The following is a 22,667-nucleotide window of genomic DNA, read 5'->3' on the forward strand; positions in this document are numbered from 1 at the left end:
AATGGCGTAACGACTTTCCTACTGTCTCAACCACAGACCCAGCGAAATTGAAGTACGAGTAAAGATGCTCGTTAGCTGCAGAAGGACGGAAAGACCCCGTGGACCTTTACTATAGCTTGATGTTGGGTTTTGTTATGCGTTGTGTAGGATAGGTGGGAGGCGAGGAAGCGTTGGCGCTAGTCAGCGTGGAGCCATCCTTGAAATACCACCCTGCGTATGACGGAGCTCTAACCCAGACCCGTGATCCGGGTCGGGGACAGCGTCAGGTGGGTAGTTTGACTGGGGCGGTCGCCTCCTAAAAGGTAACGGAGGCGCTCAAAGGTTCCCTCAGCCTGGTTGGCAATCAGGCGTCGAGTGCAATGGCACAAGGGAGCTTGACTGCGAGACTGACACGTCAAGCAGGTGCGAAAGCAGGACATAGTGATCTGACGGTTGCGTGTGGAAGCGCCGTCACTCAACGGATAAAAGGTACCCCGGGGATAACAGGCTCATCTTCCCCAAGAGTCCATATCGACGGGAAGGTTTGGCACCTCGATGTCGGCTCATCGCATCCTGGGGCTGAAGCAGGTCCCAAGGGTTGGGCTGTTCGCCCATTAAAGCGGTACGCGAGCTGGGTTTAGAACGTCGTGAGACAGTTCGGTCCCTATCCTCTGCAGCCGGAAGGAACTTGAGAAAGGCTGTCCCTAGTACGAGAGGACCGGGACGGACGCAGCTCTCGTGTGCCAGTTGTCCTGCCAAGGGCACGGCTGGTTGGCGACCTGCGGAAGGGATAAGCGCTGAAAGCATCTAAGCGCGAAGCTCGTTTCAAGATGAGGTTCCTCACCGGGTCAACCGGGTAAGGCCCGTGGCAGACCACCACGTTGATAGGCCGGAAGTGTACGCACGGCAACGTGTTCAGCTGACCGGTACTAATCGGCCGAGGGCTTGGATCTCTCTCACATCTGTGAGAGTGCACTGATGTTCGTGCTCGCTATGGAGTTCTCGAGAGCAGGCTGCCTCTGGCGCCGCTCTTGACAAGGTTTCGGTGGCCATAGCGGTGGGGTCACACCCGTTCCCATTCCGAACACGGAAGTTAAGCCCACCAGCGCCGATGGTACTTGGGGAGAGATCCCCTGGGAGAGTAGGTCGCCGCCGGATTTCGCACGTGAGAAGGGCCCCTTCGGGGGCCCTTCTTCGCGCGCCCCGGCACCGGCTTTCGCGCCTGACGGGACCGACACGCCGGTCCGATAGCCTCGCCCCCATGGCTGAACGGAGTGAGTCCCCGAGCACCGGGCCCCGCGGGCGTCGATCGACGCCCGGTCGTGGCGGCCCCAAGGGGGGCGGCGCCGGCCGCAGCGGTCCGAAGGGCCCCCGACGCGGCGGAGCGCCGGGCGGCGACCGGCGCGGCGGAGCGCCGTCGTCGCGAGGCGGTCGCGGACCTGGCGGGCGTGACGAGGCGCCACGGTCGGAGCCGGCGGGCCCGCGCACCTGGGGCAGCCTGGCCCGCAAGGGCGCCGGCCGACTCGGGGAGGATCGACGTGGTGCGGGGACGGCGGCCCCGTCCGGGCGCGCTCCCGAGGCCCACGAGGCCGAGGAGTGGATCGACGAGGGCCCGGTGCGTCGCGAGGCCACCAAGGCCGTCGGTCGCGGCGTTCGTGGCAGCCAGCCGGATCGTTCCCGGCGCGAGCGCCGGCCCCTCGAGGACGCCGAGATCGACGTCACCGTGGCCGAGGCCAGCCGGGCCGTCGGACGGGACCGCGCCGGGCGGGTCGAGGCCCGCCTGAAGGAGGCGGCGAAGGCCTTCGACGGCGAGCGGTTCGCCGAGGCCCGCAAGATCCTCGCGCCGCTCGTCGACCAGGCCCCGAGCTCGGTCGCTCTGCGGGAGCTGAACGGCCTCACCCTCTACCGCCTCGGCCGCTGGAAGGCGGCCGCCGAGGAGCTCGAGGTGTTCCGGGAGCTCAGCGGCTCGACCGACCAGCACCCCGTGCTGGCCGACTGCTACCGCGCCCTGCGCCGGTGGGCCGACGTCGACGACCTCTGGGAGGAGCTGCGCGCCGCCTCCCCCTCGGCGGAGCTGGTCACCGAGGGCCGGATCGTCACCGCCGGCGCCCTGGCCGACCGGGATCGGCTGCCGGAGGCCATCGAGCTGCTCGACAAGGGCTTCCGGTGGCCGAAGCGGCCCCTCGTCCACCACCTGCGGCGCGGCTACGCCCTCGCCGACCTCTACGAGCGAGCAGGCGACGTCCCCCGTGCTCGCTCGCTGTTCGCGCGCATCGCGGCGGCCGATCCCGACTTCGGCGACGTCGAGGCCCGGCGCGACGCCCTCGGCTGACGCGTCGAGCCGTCCCACGCCCAACCGGACCAGGAGGACCCCAGTGTTCCGAGCCGTCATGCTCGACCGCACCGACGACCACGTCGAGGCCACCATCCGCGAGCTGGACGACGTCGACCTGCCGGCCGGCGAGGTCACGATCGACGTGGAGTGGTCGACCGTCAACTACAAGGACGGGCTGGCCTACGCCGGTCGTCCCGGGGTGGTCGATCGCTACCCGATCGTGCCCGGCGTCGACCTCGCGGGCACGGTGCACAGCAGCGACGACCCGCGGTACGGCCCCGGCGACAGGGTCACCGTCAACGGCTGTCGGATGGGGGAGCGGCACTGGGGCGGCCACGCCGAGCGTGCCCGGGTGCCCGCCGACTGGGTGGTGCGCCTGCCTGACGCCATCGACACCCGCACGGCCATGGCGATCGGGACCGCCGGGCTCACCTCGATGCTGTGCGTGCTCGCCCTCGAGCGTCACGGCCTGACGCCCGACGACGGCACGGTCGTCGTCACCGGCTCGTCCGGGGGCGTCGGGTCGGTGGCCATCAGCCTGCTGGCCCGTCGCGGGTTCCGGGTCGCGGCGGTCACGGGTCGCACCGAGGAGGAGCCCTACCTGCGTCGCATCGGGGCCGTCGAGGTGGTCGACCGGGCCGAGCTGGCGGGACCGGGCCGACCGCTGGCGTCGGAGCGCTGGGCCGGCGGCGTCGACGCCGTCGGCAGCCACACCCTCGCGAACGTCCTGTCGGCCACCGCCTACGGGGGCGTCGTCGCCGCGTGCGGCCTCGCCCAGGGCATGGACCTGCCGGCGTCGGTGGCCCCCTTCATCCTCCGCGGGGTGACCCTCGTCGGTGTCGAATCCGTCGTCACCCCCCACGACCGGCGCGTCGCGGCGTGGGACCGCCTCGCCACCGACATCGATCGCGACCTGCTCGAGACGATGGTGACCGAGGTGGGGCTCGGGGAGCTGCCCGACGTCACGGCCCGCATCCTCGAGGGCAAGGTGCGCGGACGCGTCGTCGTCGACGTCCGACGGTGAGCGTCACACCCCCTGCGTAGCCTGGATCTCGGCTTCCCCCTCCTGCCCTCCGGTGCGCCGCGCGCACGCCCTCGCAAGGAGATCCCGGATGCCCACCACCCCTGCTGTCCCGCAGCCTCTGAACGTCGCCGTCCTCTGCGGCACGCTGTCGAGCGACCCAGTGGCACGCACCCTGCCCTCGGGTGACGTGCTGCACGCCCTCGAGATCACGGTCCGCGTGCTCGACCAGCCCGCCGACACCGTCCCCGTCGTCACCGCCACGCTGCCGAGCGGCGTCGCCGCCGGGTCCGAGGTCCTCGTCGTCGGGCGGGTGCGGCGTCGCTTCTTCCGGGCCGGCAGCAGCACCGCCAGTCGCACCGAGGTGGTCGCCGAGCGGGTGGTCCCGACGGGGCGACGGGCGGCGGCGCGCCGCGTCGTGGAGGGCATCGCCCAGCGCCTGGTCGAGGCCGGGTGACGGCGACCGCTCAGGTCGGCGCCCGAGGTCGTCGATGCCCTCGGGAGACCGCCACGCCGCTCGACCTGTGGGTAGGGTGGCCGAGGGGACAGTTGACACCACGTCTGCTCGACGACACGACAAGGGGGAGCGCGTGACCGACACCGCGGCGCGGCACCAGCCCACGACGATCGACCGCCTCGTGATCCGCTTCGCGGGTGACTCCGGCGACGGCATGCAGCTCACGGGGGATCGCTTCACGAGCGCCAGCGCGCTGTTCGGCAACGACCTGGCCACCCTCCCGGAGTTCCCGGCCGAGATCCGGGCACCGGCCGGCACCCTCGCCGGCGTGTCGGCCTTCCAGGTCCACATCTCCGACCACGACATCACCACGCCGGGCGATGCCCCGAACGTGCTCGTGGCGATGAACCCCGCGGCGCTGCGGGCCGAGCTGCACCGCCTCGACGAGGGCGGGACGATCATCGTCAACGTCGACACGTTCGACGAGCGCAACCTCGCCAAGGCCGGGTACGCCGACAACCCGCTCACCGACGGCAGCCTGAAGGGCTACACGGTCTACGAGGTCCCGATGACCAGCCTCACCAAGGACGCCGTTGCGCCCGCCGGGGTGAAGCCACGCGACGCGGACCGCTCGAAGAACTTCTTCGCCCTCGGCCTGGTCAGCTGGATGTACACCCGGCCGATCGAGCCGACCCTCGAGTGGATCGCCGAGAAGTTCGGCCGCAACGCCATGGTCCACGAGGCCAACGTGCTCGCCTTCAAGGCCGGGCACGCCTTCGGCGAGACCGCCGAGCTGTTCGACCACCGCTACGAGGTCCGGCCCGCGCCGCAGGAGCCCGGCACCTACACCAACATCAACGGCAACACCGCTCTGGCCTGGGGGCTCATCGCCGCCGGGCAGCTGGCCCGGCTCCCGCTGTTCCTCGGCTCGTACCCGATCACGCCGGCATCGGACATCCTGCACGAGCTCTCGAAGCACAAGAACTTCGGGGTCAGGACGCTCCAGGCCGAAGACGAGATCGCCGGCGTCGGCTCCGCCATCGGTGCTGCCTTCGGCGGCCACATCGGCGTCACCACCACCAGCGGACCGGGCATCGCGCTCAAGTCCGAGGCGATGGGCCTCGCCATCAGCCTCGAGCTGCCGCTCGTGGTCGTCGACATCCAGCGCGGCGGCCCCTCCACCGGCCTGCCGACCAAGACCGAGGCCGCCGACCTGCTCCTCGCCATGTACGGGCGCCACGGCGAGGCCCCGATGCCGATCCTCGCGCCGGCCACGCCGTCGGACTGCTTCGCGGTGGCCATCGAGGCCGTGCGCATCGCCCTCACGTACCGCACCCCGGTGATGCTGCTGTCCGACGGCTACCTCGCCAACGGCACCGAGCCGTGGCGGCTGCCCGACGTGACCACGCTCGACCCCATCGAGGTCGACTTCACCACCGAACCGAACCACGTCGACGACGACGGCCAGCCCGAGTACTGGCCGTACCTCCGCGACCCGGAGACCCTCGCCCGGTCGTGGGCCGTGCCCGGCACGCCCGGTCTGATGCACCGCATCGGGGGCATCGAGAAGGCCGACGGCACCGGCAACATCTCCTACGACCCCGCGAACCACGGACGCATGGTCGCCCTGCGTGCCGCGAAGGTGGCGGGCATCGCGGCGTCGATCCCACCGGTCGAGGCCGTGGGCGACGTCGACGACGCCGAGCTGCTCGTGCTCGGCTGGGGCTCCACCTGGGGTGCGATCACCACCGCCGTCGAGCGGGCCCGCGCCGAGGGCCACAAGGTCGCCCAGCTCCACCTCCGCCACCTCAACCCGTTCCCCTCGAACCTCGGCGAGGTGCTGGCCCGCTACCCCCGGGTGCTCGTCCCCGAGATGAACCTCGGGCAGCTCTCCCGGCTCGTCCGGGCCGAGTTCCTCGTCGACGCCCGATCGGTCAACAAGGTCGAAGGCACGCCCTTCACCGCCGCCGAGCTGCACTCCGCGATCCTGGGAGCCATCCGTGACTGACGTGCAACCCACCACCAAGAAGGACTGGGCCAGCGACCAGGAGGTCCGCTGGTGCCCCGGGTGCGGCGACTACTCGATCCTCACCGCGGTGCAGATGCTGATGCCCGACCTCGGCGTGAGTCGGGAGAACACCGTGTTCATCTCCGGGATCGGCTGCGCCGCGCGGTTCCCGTACTACATGAACACCTACGGGATGCACTCGATCCACGGGCGCGCCCCGGCGATCGCCACCGGCCTGGCCATGGCCCGCCCCGACCTCGACGTCTGGGTGATCGGGGGCGACGGCGACCTGCTGTCGATCGGTGGCAACCACCTGATCCACGCGCTCCGCCGCAACGTGAACCTGACGATCCTCCTGTTCAACAACCAGATCTACGGCCTCACCAAGGGCCAGTACTCGCCGACGAGCGAGGTCGGGAAGGTCACCAAGTCCACGCCGTTCGGGTCCCTCGACGCCCCGTTCAACCCGATCGCGCTGGCGCTCGGCGCCAACGCCAGCTTCGTCGCCCGCACCCACGACATGGACCGCCAGCACATGCAGGCGACGTTCCGCCGGGCCCACGACCACAAGGGTGCCGCGCTGGTCGAGATCTACCAGAACTGCAACGTGTTCAACAACGGCGCGTTCGACACCATCACCTCGAAGTCGAACCGCGACTCGATGCTCATCCCGCTCCGCCACGGCGAACCCCTGCGGTTCGGAGCCGACGGCGAGAAGGGGGTCATCATCGGCGACGACGGCCGCGCCCAGGTCGCCGACGTCGCCGAGGTCGGCGAGGACCGCATCGTCGTGCACGACGAGCGCGCCCCGTCGGCGTCGATGGCGTTCAACCTCGCCCAGCTGGCGGCGGGCCCGCACGAGCCGACCCCTGTCGGTGTGTTCCGGGCCGTGGAGCGCGCCGAGTACACCGAGTCCACCGACCAGCAGCTCGCCCGGGCCCTGGCCGAGCAGGGGCCGGCCGACCTCGCGGGCCTGCTGCGCTCGGGCGCCACGTGGGAGATCGGCTGATCCCGCCGGCCTGACGCCCCCGCCTCAGTCCAGGCTGCGGAACACCTGGCCGGTGCGGGGCTTGGGGTGGAAGAAGGTCGACTTGGGCGGCATGCGCTCGCCGCCGTCGGCGGTGGCGGCGATCGCCTCCACCGACACAGGGCGCACCAGCACGCCGATCTGGGCCCGGCCGGCGCGCACCGCGTCGGCCACCTCGTCGACCCCGTGCTGGTACCGCAGCTCGTGGGGCGGGAGGGCGGTGAGCGCGGCGTCGAGCCGGCTGGTGTCGAGGTCCCGCACGCCGTCGAACGCGCCCGGCCGGGGCCGCAGCTCCCGGGCCCGGTCCGGCTCGACCAGCACGAGCACCCCGCGCTCGATCATGTGGTCGAGCGTGCCGGCGTCGAGCGCCACCTCGTCGCCGACCTCGAACCACGGGTCGAGCGCCGCCGCGACGTCGGTCCCGTCCGGCAGCCCGTCGACCAGCCGGTGGATCGGCAGCACGGTGAGCTCGTCGGCGACCAGCTCCACCACGTAGACCATCGCCGCCTCGGCTGGCCCGGCGTCGCCGCCGCCCTCGGCGCGCCGCTCGTCCCGGTAGGCGACCGATGTCTCGTAGCGGTGGTGCCCGTCGGCGATGACGACGGGGTGGGCGCCCACGGCATCACGGATGCCGCGGATCCGCTCGGGGTCGTCGATGACCCAGAGGGCGTGCTCGACCCCGTCGTCGTCGACCCACGTCGGGTCCTCGGGGCCTGGCTCGCCGACCAGCGATGTCACGCCCGCCGCCGGCGTCAGCCCCCAGATGCTCGACAGGTTCATGCGGCACGACCGGAGCATCTCGAGGCGGTCGCTCTTTGCCTTCGGCGTGGTGTGCTCGTGGGGGAGGATCCCGCCCTCGCCGGGGCGCGAGAGCGTCAGCTCGCCGATGACGCCGGTGGTGTGCCGATGCCGGCCGGCGGGATCGGTGAACGACATGCGGTAGCCGTAGAACACGGGGGCGTCGTCGCGCACCAGCACGCCGTCCTCGAGCCACCGGTGCACGAGATCGCACGCGACCTCGTAGCGGGAGCGGGCGCCGTCGTCGACGGGGAGGTCGACGTGGACCGCGTTGTGCGGGTGGCGGGCGGCGAGCCGGGAGCGGAGGGCCTCGTCGATCACGTCGTAGGGCGGGGCGGTGACCTCGGCCAGCGACTCCCGGCGGGTGTCGAAGCGGATCCCGGCGAACGGCGAGAACTCAGGCATCACCTCATCCTGGCAGAACGACCGGGGCGCCACGCCGCCCGTGGCGTCTGCCAGCATGGGCCGATGGGCTGGGTGATCGACCTCGACGGCGTGATGTGGTTGGCCCACGAGCCGATCGCGGGGTCGGCCGAGGCGGTCGACGCGCTGCTCGCCGCCGGCGAGGACGTCGTGTTCGTCACGAACAACTCGTCGTCGCCGGTCGTGGCGGTCGAGGAGCGCCTGGTGGCCCAGGGCGTCGCGGCCCGGGGACGGGTCCTCACCTCGGCGATGGCGGGCGCCCGGCTGGTCGAGCCGGGGGAGCGGGCCCTCGTCTGCGCCGGGCCGGGCGTGGTGGAGGCGCTGGGTGAGCGGGGCGTCGAGATGGTCGTCGAGCCCGAGGGGGTCGACGTGGTCGTCGTCGGGTTGACGAGGGACCTCAGCTACGACCTGCTGTCGCGCGCCACGCTGGCCGTGCGGGCCGGGGCGCGCCTCGTCGCCACGAACGACGACGCGACCTACCCGACCCCGTCGGGCCAGCTGCCGGGCGGCGGCGCGATCCTCGCCGCCCTCGTCACGGCCACCGGCGCCGCGCCGGTCGTCGCCGGCAAGCCGCATCCGCCGATGGTCGATCTGGTGAGGGAGCGCCTCGGTGCCGACGGGGTCGTCGTCGGTGACCGCCCCGACACCGACGGTCGCATCGCCCGGGCGCTCGGCTTCGAGTTCGCGCTCGTGCTGACGGGCGTCACCGGCGCGGGCGACCTGCCCGTCGATCCGGCCCCCGACGTCGTCGCCGACGACCTGGCCGCGGTCGTCGACCAGATGGTGCGACGATGATCCGGTTGCGAGCCGCCCGCGACCGAGTGCTAACTGTTGCAAGCATATGCTTGCTGGCGTTACCCTGATGGCATGACCAACCTCCCCACCCTCATCACCAGCGCCCCCGAGCGGGCCCAGCACCTCGTCGACCTCACCGTCGACACCGCCCAGACCGCCGCGTCCCGCGTCGAGCGGTCCGCCGGCGCCGTCGTCACCGAGCTGCGTGAGCGGGTCGACGCCGGCCGCGAGCGCCTGCTCGTCGACGTCGAGCGCGCCCGGGCCACCCTCGATGCCCGCGTCCGCCCCCACACGCCGGCCTCCCGTGCCGAGGTCGCCGCCCTCGAGGCCCGGCTGGCGGAGGTCGAGGCCCGCGCCGCGCGGGCCACGCGCAGCTCGACCGCCAAGAGCACCCGGGCGAAGAAGACCACCACCAGCTCCCGCACGACGAAGGACTGACCCCACGGCGGCGCGACGGCGGCTCGACGCCGAGCTGGTGCGGCGGGGCCTCGCCCCCTCACGGGAGCGGGCACGAGAGGCCATCCGCTCGGGCCGCGTGCGCGTCGGCGGCGCGCCGGCCGACAAGCCGGCGCGCCTGGTCGCCCCCGACGAGCCGCTGGAGGTGGTCGGGCCACCCCCGCGCTACGTCGGGCGGGGCGGCGAGAAGCTCGCCGGTGCGCTCGACCGGTTCGACGTCCACGTCGCCGGGCAGCGCGCCGTCGACTGCGGGGCGTCCACCGGCGGCTTCACCGACTGCCTGCTGCAGGCCGGCGCCGCCGAGGTCGTCGCCATCGACGTCGGCTACGGGCAGCTGCACGAGAAGCTCCGGGCCGACGAGCGGGTCCGCAACCTCGAGCGCACCACGATCCGTGGGATCGACCCCGACGTGGTGGGCGGACCGGCGCCCCTCGTCGTCGGCGACCTGTCGTTCATCTCGCTGCGCACGGTCGCCGACGACCTGCTGGCGCTGCTGGCACCCGGGGGCGATCTCGTCCTGCTCGTGAAGCCGCAGTTCGAAGCCGGGCGGGAGGAGGCGTCGCGAGGACGGGGCATCATCTCCGATCCCGAGGTGTGGCGGCGGGTGCTCGGCGAGGTCCGTGACGCGCTCTCGGCCCGAGGAGCAGCCATCATGGGGGCCATGTGCTCGCCCCTCGTCGGCGCCGACGGCAACGTCGAGTTCCTGGTCCACGCGGTCGCCCCCTCCGAGGGTGCGGCGCGCACCGGCAGCGACGACGTCCTCGACGCCGCCGTGGCCGAGGCCCGGGCCCGGCGGAGCTGAGCGTGCCCGTCGTCGGCCTCGTCCTGCACCAGGAACGCCCTCTCGCCCGCACCCTGGCCCACGAGGTCTCGGCCTGGCTCACCGACCAGGGCCACGAGGTCCGTCTCACCACCGAGGACGCCGCGCTCGTCGGGGCGAGCTCCGGCGTCGAACCGGGCGACTTCGGCACCGGGCTCGACCTCGCGCTGAGCCTCGGAGGCGACGGCACGATGCTGCGCACGGTGCGCATGACATGTGCGTGTGACGTCGACGTGCTCGGGGTGAACGTCGGCGACATGGGCTACCTCACCGAGGTGGAGCCGCCTCGGGTGATCGACGCGCTCGAGCGCTACTTCGCCGGCGACTTCGGCCTCGAGCACCGCATGCTCCTGGCGGTCACGGTGCACGTCGACGGCGCCGAGCAGCCGTCGCTCACCGAGTACGCGCTGAACGAGGCCGTGGTGGAGAAGACCGCGGCGGGCCACACGGTGCGCCTCGGCGTGGCGCTCGACGGCGACGAGTTCACGACCTACGCGACCGACGGGTTGATCGTGGCCACCCCGACCGGATCGACGGCGTACGCCTTCTCGGCCCGTGGGCCGATCGTCGATCCCACCCACCGGGCGCTCCTGCTGACGCCGGTCGCGCCCCACATGCTGTTCGACCGCACGCTCGTGCTGGAGCCGAGCACCGAGGTCGGGATCACGGTGCGCGGCCACCGCACGGCGAGCCTGGCCGTCGACGGGCGCCCCACGGGGATGCTCGGCGACGGCGACGTCGTGCGCTGCCGGGCCTCGCACCACCAGGCGCGCCTGGTGACCTTCGGACCTCGCGAGTTCCACCGGATCCTGAAGTCGAAGTTCGGCCTGAACGACCGATGACGACGAGGTCGCGGGGGCGGGCGCGGTGCTGATCGAGCTGTCCGTGCGTGACCTCGGCGTGATCGCCGACCTCCAGCTGGTCATCGGGCCGGGGATGACGGTGCTCACCGGCGAGACCGGGGCGGGCAAGACGCTCGTCGTCGACGCCATCGAGCTGCTCGTCGGTGGTCGTGCCGATCCCGTGCTCGTGCGGCCCGGGGCCGACGAGGCGCGCGTGGACGGGCGCTTCGTCGTCCCGGAGCCGGCGGACGGCAGCGCCGACGAGGACGGCGGGCCGCGGCCCGGCGACGAGATCGTCCTGTCGCGCGTGGTGCCCCGATCGGGCCGGTCGCGGGCCTACGTCGACGGCCGTCCGGCCACCGTCGCCGAGCTCGCCCGCTGGGGCCGCCGGCTGGTGGACCTCCACGGGCAGCACGCCCACCAGTCGCTCCTCGGCGCCGCCGTGCAGCGGGCGACGCTCGACCGGTTCGGTGGCGTCGACCTCGGGCCACTGCACGCGGCACGAGCACGCGTCGCGGAGCTCGACGCCGCCCTCGCCGCCCTCGGTGGCGACGAGCGCGCCCGGGCGCGGGAGACCGACCTGCACCGCTTCCAGGTCGAGGAGCTCGACGCCGCGGCGATCACCGGACCGGACGAAGACGACGAGCTGGCCGCAGAGGAGGACGTGCTCGCCGATGCCGTCGCCCACCGCGAGGCCGGCGCCGCGGCGGTGGAGGCGCTGACCGGGGACGGAGGTGCAGGTGACCCGTTGGGCGTGGCCGTCGCGGCGCTCGCCGACCGCAGTCCCTACCGCGAGCTCGAGCAGCGGCTCCGCGCCGTCGTCGCCGAGGTCACCGACGTGGCGGCCGAGGTCCGGGGCGTGGCCGAGGCGATCGATCCCGACCCCGATCGACTGGCCCAGATCCGCGAGCGCCGCCAGCTGCTGCGGGACCTCCGCCGCAAGTACGGCGAGACGCTCGAGGACGTCATCGCCTACCACCGGGAGGCGGCGGAGCGGCTCGCCGAGCTCGAGTCCCACGACGCGCGGGCGGCGGAGCTCGACGCCGAGCGCCGGACCGCCCTGGCCGAGCTGGCCGCCGTCGAGGCCGAGGTGGGAACCCTGCGCCGCACGGCGGCCCCCGACCTGGCCCGAGCGATCGAGGAGCGCCTGGCGGACCTGGAGATGGCGCGCGCACGGGTGGTCGTGGCGGTGGGGGACGACGACCCGGGCGACGACGTCGAGCTGCGGTTGGCGGCCAACCCCGGCTCCGATCCCCAGGCACTCGCCAAGGTGGCCTCCGGGGGCGAGCTCGCCCGGGCCATGCTCGCGATCCGCCTCGTGCTGACGAGCGGCCCGCCGACGCTGGTGTTCGACGAGGTCGATGCCGGGATCGGCGGCGAGGCTGCGGTGGCGGTCGGTCGGGCCCTCGCCGACCTCGCGCCGGGGCACCAGGTGCTCGTCGTGACCCACCTGCCGCAGGTCGCGGCGTGCGCCGACCACCAGGTCTCGGTCGCCAAGCGCGAGGTCGACGGCACGACCGTCTCGGAGGCTCGGTTGCTCACGAGCGACGAGCGGGTGCTAGAGCTATCCCGGATGTTGTCCGGCAACACAGGGAGCGAGGCGGCCCGAGAGCACGCCGCGGAGCTGCTCGCCAGCGCCGAGAGGAGCCGGCGGTGAGCCCCCCGGCCACCGGCCGCACGCGCCGACGGCGCTCCCACCCCGCCGCCCTCGTCGAGGTCGAGGGACCGGCGCGGGTCGGGCGCCGCACCAAGGAGCTCGTCAACCGGATCGAGGCGGGCGACGTCGCCGTCATCGACCACGAGGACCTCGACCCCGTCGCCGCCGAGTCGCTCCTGAAGGCCGGCGTGCACGCGGTGGTCAACGCTGCAGCGTCGGTGTCGGGGCGGTACCCGAACCGGGGCCCGCTGATCCTCACCAGCGCCGGGGTCGTCCTCGTCGACCGGGCCGGGCCCGAGGTGATGGATGCCGTCGCCGACGGCCAGAGCGTCACCCTCGAGGGAGGTGACGTGCGCGTCGACGGCCAGGTCGTCGCCCGTGGGGTGCCCCAGACGTCGGCCACGCTCACCGCCGCGATCCAGGACGCCCGACAGACGATGGGCGCGGAGCTGGCGCGCTTCGCCGAGAACACCCTCGGCTACATCCAGAGCGAGAGCCACCTCCTGCTCGACGAGCTCGAGATCCCCGACATCCGCACCGACCTCGCCGGGCGGCACGCGCTGATCGTCGTGCGGGGGAGCGACTTCCGCGACGACCTCGAGATGCTGCGCCGCGGCGGGTACATGCAGGAGATGCAGCCGGTCCTGATCGGCGTGGACGGGGGCGCCGACGCCCTGCTCGAGATGGGCCTCACCCCCGACCTCATCATCGGGGACTTCGACTCGGTCTCGGAGACCGCGCTCCGCAGCGGCGCCGAGCTGGTCGTGCACGCCTACCGCGACGGGCGGGCCCCGGGCGCGGCACGCCTCGAGGACCTGGGGCTCGAGTACCTGACGATCGGCTCGGAGGGCACGAGCGAGGACATCGCGATGCTGCTCGCCTGGGAGCGCGGCGCCGAGCTCATCGTGGCGGTCGGCACCCACAGCTCGATGGCGGACTTCCTCGACAAGGGCCGCGCCGGCATGGCCTCCACGTTCCTCGTGCGCCTGAAGGTCGGTCCGATCCTCGTCGACGCCAAAGGCGTGTCGCGGCTCTACCGCCACCAGGTCCGCAAGCGGGACCTCGGGCTGCTCGTGGCCGCCGCCCTCATCACGATCGTGATCATCTTCCTCGTCAGCGAGCCGCTGCGCGTCATCATCCGCGGCTACCTGCTCACCTTCTAGCGTGCGACGACGGCGGTTCGGCCGTCCCCGCCTGGTGCCCCATGATCAACCTCCGCTACCACATCGTCTCCATCACCGCCGTGTTCCTCGCGCTCGGCATCGGTGTCGCGCTCGGCTCGACGCTCATCCAGCGGGGCCTGGTCGACACGCTGAACGACCGGCTCGACGAGCAGGCCGAGCGGCTCGACCGCACCGACGGTGAGAACGCGGAGCTGCGCGGCCGACTCGACGAGATCGCCGAGCTCGACGAGCGGCTGACCACCGAGGGCACGGCGCTGTACGCCGGCCACCTCACCGACGTCCCCGTCCTGGTGGTCGCCACCGGCGGCGTCGACGAGTCGCTCGTCGACCTCACCCGCCGCTCGCTGCGCGACGCCGGTGCCCAGGTCCACGGGATCCTGCGGTTCACCGGTCGGTGGACCGATCTCGACGAGGGGGAGGTGGCCGAGCTGGCGGAGCTGACCGAGCAGCCCGTCGCCGAGGCAGACCTCGTGCGCACCAGGGTGATGCGGGACCTGGCCGACGAGATGCTGGTCGCCGCCGAGCTCCCGCCGGACCCCGAGCCGGAGACGCCCACGGTCACCGACGACGGCGTCGACGCGACGCCCCAGGACGGGACCGACCAGGCGACCGAGGACGGGACCGACCAGGCGACCGAGGACGGAACCGACCAGGCGGTCGAGGACGCGCCGGTGCAGGATCCCGCACCCGAGACCACGACGACCACGACCCCGCCGGAGCCGAACGGGCTGCTCCTCGCCGCGCTCCTCGAACGCGGGTACCTCGAGTTCCTGCCCGACGAGGCGGGCACGCCGCTGCCCGAGGCGGCGGCGCGGTTCGTCGTCGTCCAGACCCCCGAGAGCGACGTGCCGATCGAGGCCGCGCTGCTCCCGCTGCTCGAGGAGCTCGCCGCGGCCGATCCGGCACCGGTGGTCGTCATCGAACCGCTGCCCGAGCCCGTGGAGGACCCCGAGGCGGAGCTGGACGACGATGCCGCCCCTGCGGCCGGCCCGCTCGTCGATCTGGTGCGGAACGACCCGCAGATGCGGCTCTCGCTGACCACCGTCGACATGGCGCGCCACTTCATCGGCCAGGCGGCCACGGTGCTGGGACTCGCCGACCTCGCGGCGCCCGATCCCGGCGTCGGCCACTACGGCGTGGCGGAGGGGGCCGGCGCCCTGCTCCCGGCGGCGGGGTGACGGCAGCGACGCCCGCACCCCCGACGACGGGGTCCGGCGAGCCCCAGGGCGCCCGGGGGATCGGTCGCGCCACGGCGCTCGTGTCCGTGCTCAACCTGACGTCGCGCGCGACGGGCCTCCTGCGCGTCGTCGCCATGTCCGCCGCGCTCGGCGCGACGGCCCTCGGCGACACGTACCAGGCGGCCAACCTGGTCTCCAACATCCTCTTCGAGCTGCTGGCCGGCGGGCTGCTCTCCGCGGCGCTCGTGCCGACCTTCGTCGACCTGGTGGACCGGGGACGGCGGGAGGACGCCGCGCGGCTCGGCGGGATCCTGCTCGGGGCTGCGCTCGTGGCCCTGACGGCGGTGGTCGCCGCGGCGCTCCTGCTCGCGGACCAGCTGATGGGGCTGCTGACCGCCGGGGTCGAGGACCCCGGGCTCCGGGCGGACCAGCGGGCGCTCGGTGTGTTCCTGCTCTGGTTCTTCCTGCCCCAGGTCCTCCTCTACGCCTGCGGCTCGGTCGCCACGGCGCTGCTCCACGCCGAGCGCCGGTTCGTGGCGGCCGCCATCGCCCCGGTGTTCAACAACCTCGTGGTCATCTCGGCCATGGGGGCCTTCTGGCTGCTGCGCGACGGTGCGCCCCCGAGCCTCGACCTCGATCTCGTCGAGAAGCTGGTGCTCGGCGCAGGGGCGACCGTCGGCGTGCTCGCGATGACGCTCGTGCCCCTGGTGGCGCTGCGCCGCACGGACCTGACGCTGCGCCCCCGCTGGGACCTGCACGACCCGCGCCTGCGTCCGCTGGCCGCCCAGGGCGCGTGGGCCGCCGGCCACCTCGGGCTGAACCAGGTGTTCGCCATGGCCACCGTCGTCGTGGCCGGTCGGGTGTCGGGCGGTGTCGTCGCGTACCAGGTGGCGTTCACGTTCTTCCTGCTCCCGTACGCCCTCCTGGCGAACCCCCTCACCACGACGCTCTACCCGCGCCTCGCCGCCGCAGTGGCCGCCGGACGCCCCCACGAGGCCGCCGACGACGTCTCCTGGGGCCTGCGCTCGATGAGCTTCATCCTGCTGCCCGCCAGCGTGCTCATCGGCGTGCTCGCCCGGCCGCTGCTGGAGGTGGTCCGTCTCGGCAACCTCGACGTGGCGGGTGCCGACCTGGTCGCGCTCACCACGAGCGGCTACATGGTCGGCCTGCTCGGCTACGCCGCATCGTTCCTCCTCACCCGAGCCGCCTACGCCGCAGGCGACACCCGCAGCCCGACCCTCGTGAGCCTCGTCGCCACCGGGGTCGGTGCCGTCGTCCTCGTCGTCGGCACCGAGGTGCTCGACGGCGACGCTCGCCTGCTCGTCCTCGGTCTCACCCACGCCGGTGTCGTCACCGCCAGCGCGCTCGGTCTGCTGCCGGCCCTCCGGCGGCGCATCGGCACCGTGCGCCTGAGCGCGACGATCCTGCGGGATGCGGCGTTCGCCGCGCTCGCCGGCGTCGCGGCGTGGGGCGTCGCGTCCTCGATCGGCATCGACACGCGGCTTGCCGCCGTCGGATCCCTGACGCTCGGCGGGCTCGGCGGCGCCCTCGCCTACGTCGGCCTGCACGCGCTGGCCCACAGCGACGAGTTGCGCGTGCTCCGACGACCGGGGAGGGTGCTGCGCTGATGGTCGTCGTCGCCCTCGTCCCCGCCTTCAACGCTGCGCCCCGCATCGCGGCGACGGTGCGCGCCACCGCGGCCATCCCCGGTGTCGCCCGGGTGCTGGTCGTCGACGACGCGTCGAGCGACGGCACCGTCGACGCCGCCCGGTCGGCCGGGGCGGAGGTCCTCCAGCTCCCCGCCAACCGCGGCAAGGGCGGCGCGGTGCTGGCCGGTGTCGCCGCCAGCCCCGACGCCGACGTGTTCCTGCTCGTCGACGCCGACCTCCAGGAGACCGCAGCCGAGACGGCGCGGCTCCTCCCGCCCGTCCTCGCCGGCGAGGCCGACATGACGATCGCGGTCCTGCCGCCCGCCGCCGGTCGTGGCGGGTTCGGGAAGGTGCGCGACATGGCGACGCGCGGCATCCGCCGGGCGAGCGGGTTCGAGGCCCGCGCGCCGCTCTCGGGCCAGAGGGCCGTCCGTGCCGACCTGCTGCGGGGCCTCGAGAGCGCCGAGCGCTTCGGGCTCGAGGTCGCGCTCACGATCGACGCCGTGCGGGCGGGCGCGCGGGTGCAGGAGGTCGAGGCCGAGATCGAGCACCTCCACACCGGTCGATCGCTCGCCGGGTTCCGGCACCGTGGCCGGCAGGGCGCGGACATCGTCCGAGCGCTGTGGCCACGCCTGGTCGGCGGGCCGGCACGCGCCGTCCTGCTCGGGGTGCTGACGCTGGCCGTGCTGGCGGGCCTGTTCGTCGGGGCCGAGGCGGCCACGCCGACGGGCGCGGCGGCCACGACCGGGGCCGAGCGGGTCGTCGTCGTCGGCGTCGCCGGCCTCTCGCTCGACGACCTGGACGCCGGCATCGTGCCGGAGATCGATGCGCTGTGGCGCGACGGCGGCGCGCTGTCCGCGGCGAGCGTCCGCACCCTGTCGAGTCGCCCGTCGACGGTCGAGGCCTGGGCGACGCTCGGCGCGGGGTCGCGGGTCCGGGCCAACCTCATCGCCAGCGCGGCCTACGCCTCCGATACTCCGTACGAGAACACGACGGCGGGGGAGGTGACGGCCCGGCGCACCGGCAGCGAGGTGACGGGCCAGATCGCGATCGTGAACACGCCGCTCGTCATCGACAACGCCGGCGACGACGTGCCGAGCCTCCCCGGCTCCCTCGGCGACGCCCTGACGGCCGCCGGTCTGCGCACCGCCACGGTGGGCAACGCCGACCGGATCCAGCCCGACGGCGACCTGACGATCTCGCGCCCGGCCGCCGTGGCGGTCATGCGCTCCGACGGCTTCGTCGACCACGGTGCCGTGGGGCCCGAGCTGCTCCGGGAGGACCCGTCGGCCCCGTTCGGCACGATGGCCGACACCGAGGCGATGGTCGCGACGACGCTGGCCGCCCTCGAGGAGGCGCACGTCGTCACCGTCGACCCGGGGGACCTCGACCGGCTGCGGGACTACGACTCGGTGATGACCGAGAGCGAGCGCGACCAGCTGCGCAGCGCCGCGCTCACGAGCGTCGACACGCTCGTCGGCGAGCTGCACGACCGGCTGCCGGAGGACACGCTCCTCCTCGTCGTCGGGCTCACGCCGCCCACCTCCACGTGGTCCCTGACGCCGATGGTCGCGAGCGGCGCCGGGGTGCGCCCCGGCTACCTGCACTCGCCGTCCACGCAGCGCACCGGGCTCGTCACGCTCACCGACGTGGCCCCGACGGTGCTCGACGCCATCGGGGCCGACATCCCGGCGGACATGATCGGCGCCCCGCTGCGCTACCAGGCGGGATCGGTCGACCTCGACCGCCTCCAGTCGATGAACGACACCGCGAACGGGCGGGAGCGCATCTACTACCCGATCGCCCTGACGTTCATCGTCGTGCAGGCGCTCGGCTACGCGGCGGTGCTCCTCGTGCTCCGCCTGGCCCCCGACATGGCGCGCCACCTCGTCGGACCGGCACGGATCCTCGTCCTGACCTTCGCCGCCTGGCCCCTCGCCACCTTCCTCCTGCGGCTGGTGCCGTCGGTCTACCGGTTGGGCGGTGGCGCGCACGTGGTGCTGTGGCTGGTCGCGCTCGCGATCGCGCTCGCCGCGGCGAGGGTCCGGCGGCGGCCCCTCGTGCCGCTGGCCCTCATCTGTGGCCTCACGGTCCTCCTCCTGCTGCTCGACATGGCCTTCGGCGCCCCGCTGCAGATGTCGAGCCTCCTCGGGTACTCGCCCCACACCGCGGCACGCTTCACCGGGTTCGGCAACACCACCTTCGCCGTGTTCGGCGCCTGCGCCGTGGTCGCGGCAGCGCTCCACGTGCACCACGCACCACGCCGCCGCGACGCCCTGGCCGCGGCCGGGGCGATGTTCCTCGTCGTCCTCGTCGCCGACGGCGCCCCGCAGCTCGGGGCCGACGTCGGCGGGATCTTGACCTACGTCCCCGTGTTCGCCCTCACGCTCTGGGCGCTCGCGGGCCGGCGCATCTCGATGAAGGTCCTCGTCCTCGCCGGCGTCGCGACGCTCGTCGTGCTCGCGCTCGCCGTCGGCCTCGACCTCCTGCGCGACCCCGACGACCGCTCGCACCTCGCTCGGTTCGTCCTCGCGTCGGGCGACGACCAGGGGAACTTCTGGACGACGATCAGCCGCAAGTGGGCGACCAACCTGCGCGTGCTGCGCCAGTCGATCTGGGCGTGGATGGTGCCGATCATCGCGGTGTTCGCCCTCTACGTCCTCGTCGTGGCCCGAGGCTGGCGGCGCCTGCTGCCGATGGGGTCCGCGGTGCGGGCCGCGGTCATCGGCACGCTCGCCACCGGCGTGCTCGGGTGGTTGGTCAACGACAGCGGCGTCGTCGTCGCCGCGCTCGCCTTCGTCTACCTCGGCCCGTTGCTGACGCTCCTCGCGCTCAGTGACTCGCACCACCCGGCGGTCCTCCACGGCCCCCGGGCCGCGGCGGAGGCGTCGTGACAGCGGTCGTCCTCGCGCTCGTCATCGCCGCGCTCTCGGCGGCACTCGTCTGGCGCCTCGCCGCACCCGTGTTCGACCACCCGACCCTGGCGAGGCGCAACGTGCGCGGCATCGACGTCCCGACCGCGGGAGGCGTGGTGCTGGTTCTCGCCCTGCTCCCGCCGCTCGCCGTCGCGAGCGTGATCCTTCGGCTCGTCGCCGAACCCGACTCCGTCCTGCCCGAGATGCACGAGGCGTTCACCGTCGTTGCCATCGTGAGCGTCTTCGCGGTGCTGGGGCTCGTCGACGACCTCCTGGCCCAGGGGGAGGACCGCGGCTTCCGGGGGCACCTCGGCGCGCTGTACCGCGGTCGACTCACCACCGGCGGCATCAAGCTCCTCGGGGGCGGCCTCGCCGCCGTCGCCCTCACCGCCACCGACGGACCGTTGTGGGAGTGGGTGGTCGCCGCGGGCGTCGTGGCGCTCGCCACCAACACGGCGAACCTCTTCGATCGCGCGCCCGGCCGGGTGACCAAGATCGCCGTGGCGGCGCTCGTCGTCCTGCTCGTCACGGCCGCCCCCGACGAGCGGTGGCTCGTCGGGCCGGCCGCCGCGGTGGTCGGTGCCGCGCTCGGGCTCCTCGTCGCCGAGCTGCGCGAGTCGGTGATGCTCGGCGACACCGGTGCCAACCCGATCGGCGCGGTGCTCGGCCTCGCGGTGGTCGCGACGACCGGGCCGTGGACCCAGCTGGCGGTGCTCGTCGTCCTCCTCGCCCTGAACCTGGTGAGCGAGCGCATCTCGTTCTCCGCGGTGATCGACCGCACGCCCGCGCTGCGCTGGTTGGACCAGCTCGGGCGCCGGCCCATGACGTGAATCACACCGATGTGAGCCTCGGCGCCCGGTTCGTCGGGTACGCTGCGATCCCGTCGTGGTGCCGACGGAGGAGACCCAGGTGGCGAAGCACATCTTCGTGACAGGTGGTGTGGTGAGCTCGCTGGGCAAGGGCCTGACGGCGTCCTCGCTCGGCCGCCTGCTGAAGGCCCGGGGGCTCCGGGTCACCATGCAGAAGCTCGACCCCTACATCAACGTCGATCCGGGGACGATGAACCCCTTCGAGCACGGTGAGGTCTTCGTCACCGACGACGGGGGTGAGACCGACCTCGACCTCGGCCACTACGAGCGGTTCATCGACGAGAGCCTCACCAAGGACTCGAACGCCACCACCGGCGGCATCTACTCGTCGGTCCTCGCCGCCGAGCGGCGCGGCGACTACCTCGGCAAGACCGTCCAGGTCATTCCGCACATCACCGACGAGATCAAGCGCCGCATCAGCCGCCTGGCCACCGACGACGTCGACGTCGTCATCACCGAGGTCGGCGGCACCGTCGGCGACATCGAGATCCTCCCGTTCCTCGAGGCCATCCGGCAGTTCCGCCTCGACGTCGGCCGCGACAACGTCTGCTACGTGCACGTCACCCTCGTGCCGTTCATCGGGCCGGCGGGGGAGCAGAAGACCAAGCCGACGCAGCACTCGGTCACCGAGCTGCGCAGCCGGGGCATCCAGCCCGACGCCATCGTCTGCCGGTCCGAGGAGCCCCTCTCCGACGACCTGAAGCGCAAGATCTCCAACCTGTGCGACGTGCCGGTCGACGCCGTCGTCAACGCCGCCGACGCGCCCAGCCTCTACGAGATCCCGCTCGTGCTGCACCACGAGGGCCTCGACGACTACGTGTGCGACGTGCTGCGCCTCGACGCCCCTGCGCCGGACCTCGCCCCGTGGCGGGCGCTCGTCGACCGGGTCGAGGCCGCGACGACCCCGCTGCGCATCGGCATCATCGGCAAGTACGTCAGCCTCCCCGACGCCTACCTGTCGGTCGTCGAGTCGCTCCGCCACGCCGGGTTCGCCCACGGTGCCGACATGCAGATCGAGTGGATCCAGGCCGAGGAGGTCGAGGGCCTCCTCGTCGACGGCCGCCTCCGCGAGCTCGACGGCATCGTCATCCCCGGCGGGTTCGGCGAGCGGGGCACCGAGGGCAAGGTCGCGGCGGCCACCTACACCCGCGAGCACGACATCCCGTGCCTCGGCATCTGCCTCGGCATGCAGGTGATGACCGTCGAGTACGCCCGCAACGTGCTCGGGCTCACCGGCGCCAACTCCACCGAGTTCGACCGCCAGACGCCCCACCCGGTCATCGACCTGATGGACACCCAGCGCGACGTCACCGACATGGGCGGCACGATGCGCCTCGGCGCCTACGTCGCCGAGCTGGCACCGGGCTCCCAGGTCGCCGAGCTGTACGGCAAGACCGTCGTCAGCGAGCGCCACCGGCACCGCTACGAGTTCAACCCCCGGTACCGCTCGAAGTTCGACGGCACCGACTTCGTGTGCTCGGGCACCTCGCCCGACGGGCGCCTGGTCGAGTTCATCGAGCTGGACGGCCACCCGTTCTGGGTCGGCACCCAGGCCCACCCCGAGTTCAAGAGCCGTCCCGACCGGCCGGCGCCCCTGTTCGACGGGCTGATCCGGGCCGCGCTGGCCCGGGCCGAGGGCCGCAACCCCCGGCTCCTCGAGCTCGCCGCCGAGCGGCAGGTGGCGGCCGGGTCGTGACCGACGCCGGCTTCCGTCGGGTCGGCGAGCGCGAGATCCACCGGGGCTACCTGGTCCGGCTCACCGAGTCGACCTTCGTCGGCCCCGACGGCGACGAGTTCCAGCGGGACGTGGTGCACACCCCGAACGCCGTCGGCATCGTCCCCGTCGACCGCGGGCCGTCGGGGGAGTGGCAGGTCGTCCTCGTGCGCCAGTACCGGGGGGCGGTCGACCGGGAGATGTGGGAGATCCCCGCCGGCATGTGCGACGTCGAGGGCGAGTCGCCGGAGGACACCGGCCGGCGCGAGCTGCGAGAGGAAGCCGGCTACGACGTGCGCGACGTCACCGTGCTCACGTCGTTCCACCCCGCACCGGGGTTCACCACGCACAGCACAGCGATCGTCCTCGGGGTGGGCCTCACCGAGGTCGGACGCGAGGCCGACGGCATCGAGGAGCAGCACATGGTCGTCGACCGCGTGCCCCTCGACGCGGCGGTCGAGCGGGTGAGGTCGGGCGAGATCACCGACGGCAAGACGGTCGTGGGCCTCCTGCTCGCACGCGAGCGCCTCGACGACTGAG

17 protein-coding genes, 2 rRNA genes and 1 pseudogene (1 of these 20 cut by a window edge) are annotated in these 22,667 nt (G+C 73.0%); 19 read left to right on the forward strand and 1 reads right to left on the reverse strand.

Going from position 1 to position 22,667, the window contains the following annotated elements:
* The 7 genes from GH723_RS08965 to GH723_RS08995 form a co-directional block, all read left to right on the forward strand.
* Positions 1-932 (forward strand): 23S ribosomal RNA (locus GH723_RS08965); it begins 2,138 nt to the left of the window's first position.
* A gap of 88 nt (positions 933-1,020) precedes the next feature.
* Positions 1,021-1,137: ribosomal RNA gene (rrf, locus tag GH723_RS08970) — 5S ribosomal RNA — on the forward strand.
* Between the two features lie 103 nt (positions 1,138-1,240).
* Positions 1,241-2,311, forward strand: a complete 1,071-nt coding sequence (locus GH723_RS08975) for a tetratricopeptide repeat protein (protein WP_153759323.1) — start codon at positions 1,241-1,243, stop codon at positions 2,309-2,311.
* 43 nt (positions 2,312-2,354) lie between these two features.
* Positions 2,355-3,338 (forward strand): acrylyl-CoA reductase (NADPH), encoded by a 984-nt coding sequence (gene acuI / locus GH723_RS08980; RefSeq protein ID WP_195210617.1) that lies wholly within the window; start codon positions 2,355-2,357, stop codon positions 3,336-3,338.
* 88 nt (positions 3,339-3,426) lie between these two features.
* The gene (locus GH723_RS08985; protein WP_153759324.1) at positions 3,427-3,792 is read left to right on the forward strand and encodes a hypothetical protein; all 366 of its coding nucleotides are present in this window, start codon (positions 3,427-3,429) and stop codon (positions 3,790-3,792) included.
* A gap of 34 nt (positions 3,793-3,826) precedes the next feature.
* The gene (locus GH723_RS08990; RefSeq protein ID WP_153759325.1) at positions 3,827-5,800 is read left to right on the forward strand and encodes a 2-oxoacid:acceptor oxidoreductase subunit alpha; all 1,974 of its coding nucleotides are present in this window, start codon (positions 3,827-3,829) and stop codon (positions 5,798-5,800) included.
* A complete protein-coding gene (locus tag GH723_RS08995; RefSeq protein ID WP_229023208.1) occupies positions 5,793-6,809 on the forward strand; it encodes a 2-oxoacid:ferredoxin oxidoreductase subunit beta in 1,017 nt (338 codons plus the stop codon). Before GH723_RS08990 ends, GH723_RS08995 begins: the two co-directional genes overlap by 8 nt.
* 24 nt (positions 6,810-6,833) lie before the next feature.
* Here the strand turns inward: GH723_RS08995 and GH723_RS09000 are convergent, their stop codons facing one another.
* Positions 6,834-8,030 (reverse strand): DUF1015 family protein, encoded by a 1,197-nt coding sequence (locus GH723_RS09000; protein WP_195210618.1) that lies wholly within the window; start codon positions 8,028-8,030, stop codon positions 6,834-6,836.
* A 63-nt stretch (positions 8,031-8,093) separates the two neighbouring features.
* Between GH723_RS09000 and GH723_RS09005 the strand changes: the two genes are divergently transcribed.
* From GH723_RS09005 to GH723_RS09055, 12 genes and pseudogenes are all read left to right on the forward strand, one after another.
* A complete protein-coding gene (locus tag GH723_RS09005) occupies positions 8,094-8,843 on the forward strand; it encodes an HAD-IIA family hydrolase (protein WP_153759327.1) in 750 nt (249 codons plus the stop codon).
* A 72-nt stretch (positions 8,844-8,915) separates the two neighbouring features.
* Positions 8,916-9,281, forward strand: a complete 366-nt coding sequence (locus GH723_RS18790) for a hypothetical protein (protein WP_229023209.1) — start codon at positions 8,916-8,918, stop codon at positions 9,279-9,281.
* A 28-nt stretch (positions 9,282-9,309) separates the two neighbouring features.
* Positions 9,310-10,101 (forward strand): annotated as a pseudogene (locus tag GH723_RS09010) (TlyA family RNA methyltransferase); the annotation flags it as partial.
* Between the two features lie 2 nt (positions 10,102-10,103).
* The gene (locus GH723_RS09015) at positions 10,104-10,961 is read left to right on the forward strand and encodes an NAD(+)/NADH kinase (protein ID WP_153759329.1); all 858 of its coding nucleotides are present in this window, start codon (positions 10,104-10,106) and stop codon (positions 10,959-10,961) included.
* 25 nt (positions 10,962-10,986) lie between these two features.
* Positions 10,987-12,618, forward strand: a complete 1,632-nt coding sequence (recN, locus tag GH723_RS09020) for a DNA repair protein RecN (protein WP_153759330.1) — start codon at positions 10,987-10,989, stop codon at positions 12,616-12,618.
* Positions 12,615-13,781, forward strand: a complete 1,167-nt coding sequence (gene steA, locus GH723_RS09025) for a putative cytokinetic ring protein SteA (protein ID WP_153759331.1) — start codon at positions 12,615-12,617, stop codon at positions 13,779-13,781. Before recN ends, steA begins: the two co-directional genes overlap by 4 nt.
* A 41-nt stretch (positions 13,782-13,822) precedes the next feature.
* Positions 13,823-14,980: a copper transporter gene (locus GH723_RS09030; RefSeq protein WP_153759332.1), complete on the forward strand. Its 1,158-nt coding sequence runs from the start codon at positions 13,823-13,825 to the stop codon at positions 14,978-14,980.
* Entirely contained in the window at positions 14,977-16,608 is a 1,632-nt protein-coding gene (gene murJ / locus GH723_RS09035; protein ID WP_153759333.1) for a murein biosynthesis integral membrane protein MurJ, read from the forward strand. The genes GH723_RS09030 and murJ overlap by 4 nt, the downstream gene beginning before the upstream one ends.
* Entirely contained in the window at positions 16,608-19,523 is a 2,916-nt protein-coding gene (locus tag GH723_RS18795; RefSeq protein WP_229023212.1) for a glycosyltransferase, read from the forward strand. The genes murJ and GH723_RS18795 overlap by 1 nt, the downstream gene beginning before the upstream one ends.
* Positions 19,520-20,374, forward strand: a complete 855-nt coding sequence (locus GH723_RS09045; protein ID WP_153759334.1) for a hypothetical protein — start codon at positions 19,520-19,522, stop codon at positions 20,372-20,374. The genes GH723_RS18795 and GH723_RS09045 overlap by 4 nt, the downstream gene beginning before the upstream one ends.
* 79 nt (positions 20,375-20,453) lie before the next feature.
* Positions 20,454-22,109 carry a CTP synthase gene (locus GH723_RS09050; protein WP_153759335.1) on the forward strand — a complete coding sequence of 552 codons (1,656 nt, stop codon included), beginning with the start codon at positions 20,454-20,456 and terminating at the stop codon, positions 22,107-22,109.
* On the forward strand, positions 22,106-22,666 hold the full coding sequence (locus GH723_RS09055; RefSeq protein ID WP_153759336.1) for an NUDIX hydrolase: 561 nt from the start codon (positions 22,106-22,108) through the stop codon (positions 22,664-22,666). The genes GH723_RS09050 and GH723_RS09055 overlap by 4 nt, the downstream gene beginning before the upstream one ends.
* The last annotated feature ends 1 nt before the right edge of the window (position 22,667 follow it).

The sequence above is a fragment of the Actinomarinicola tropica genome, assembly GCF_009650215.1.
GTDB classification, from domain to species: domain Bacteria; phylum Actinomycetota; class Acidimicrobiia; order Acidimicrobiales; family SKKL01; genus Actinomarinicola; species Actinomarinicola tropica.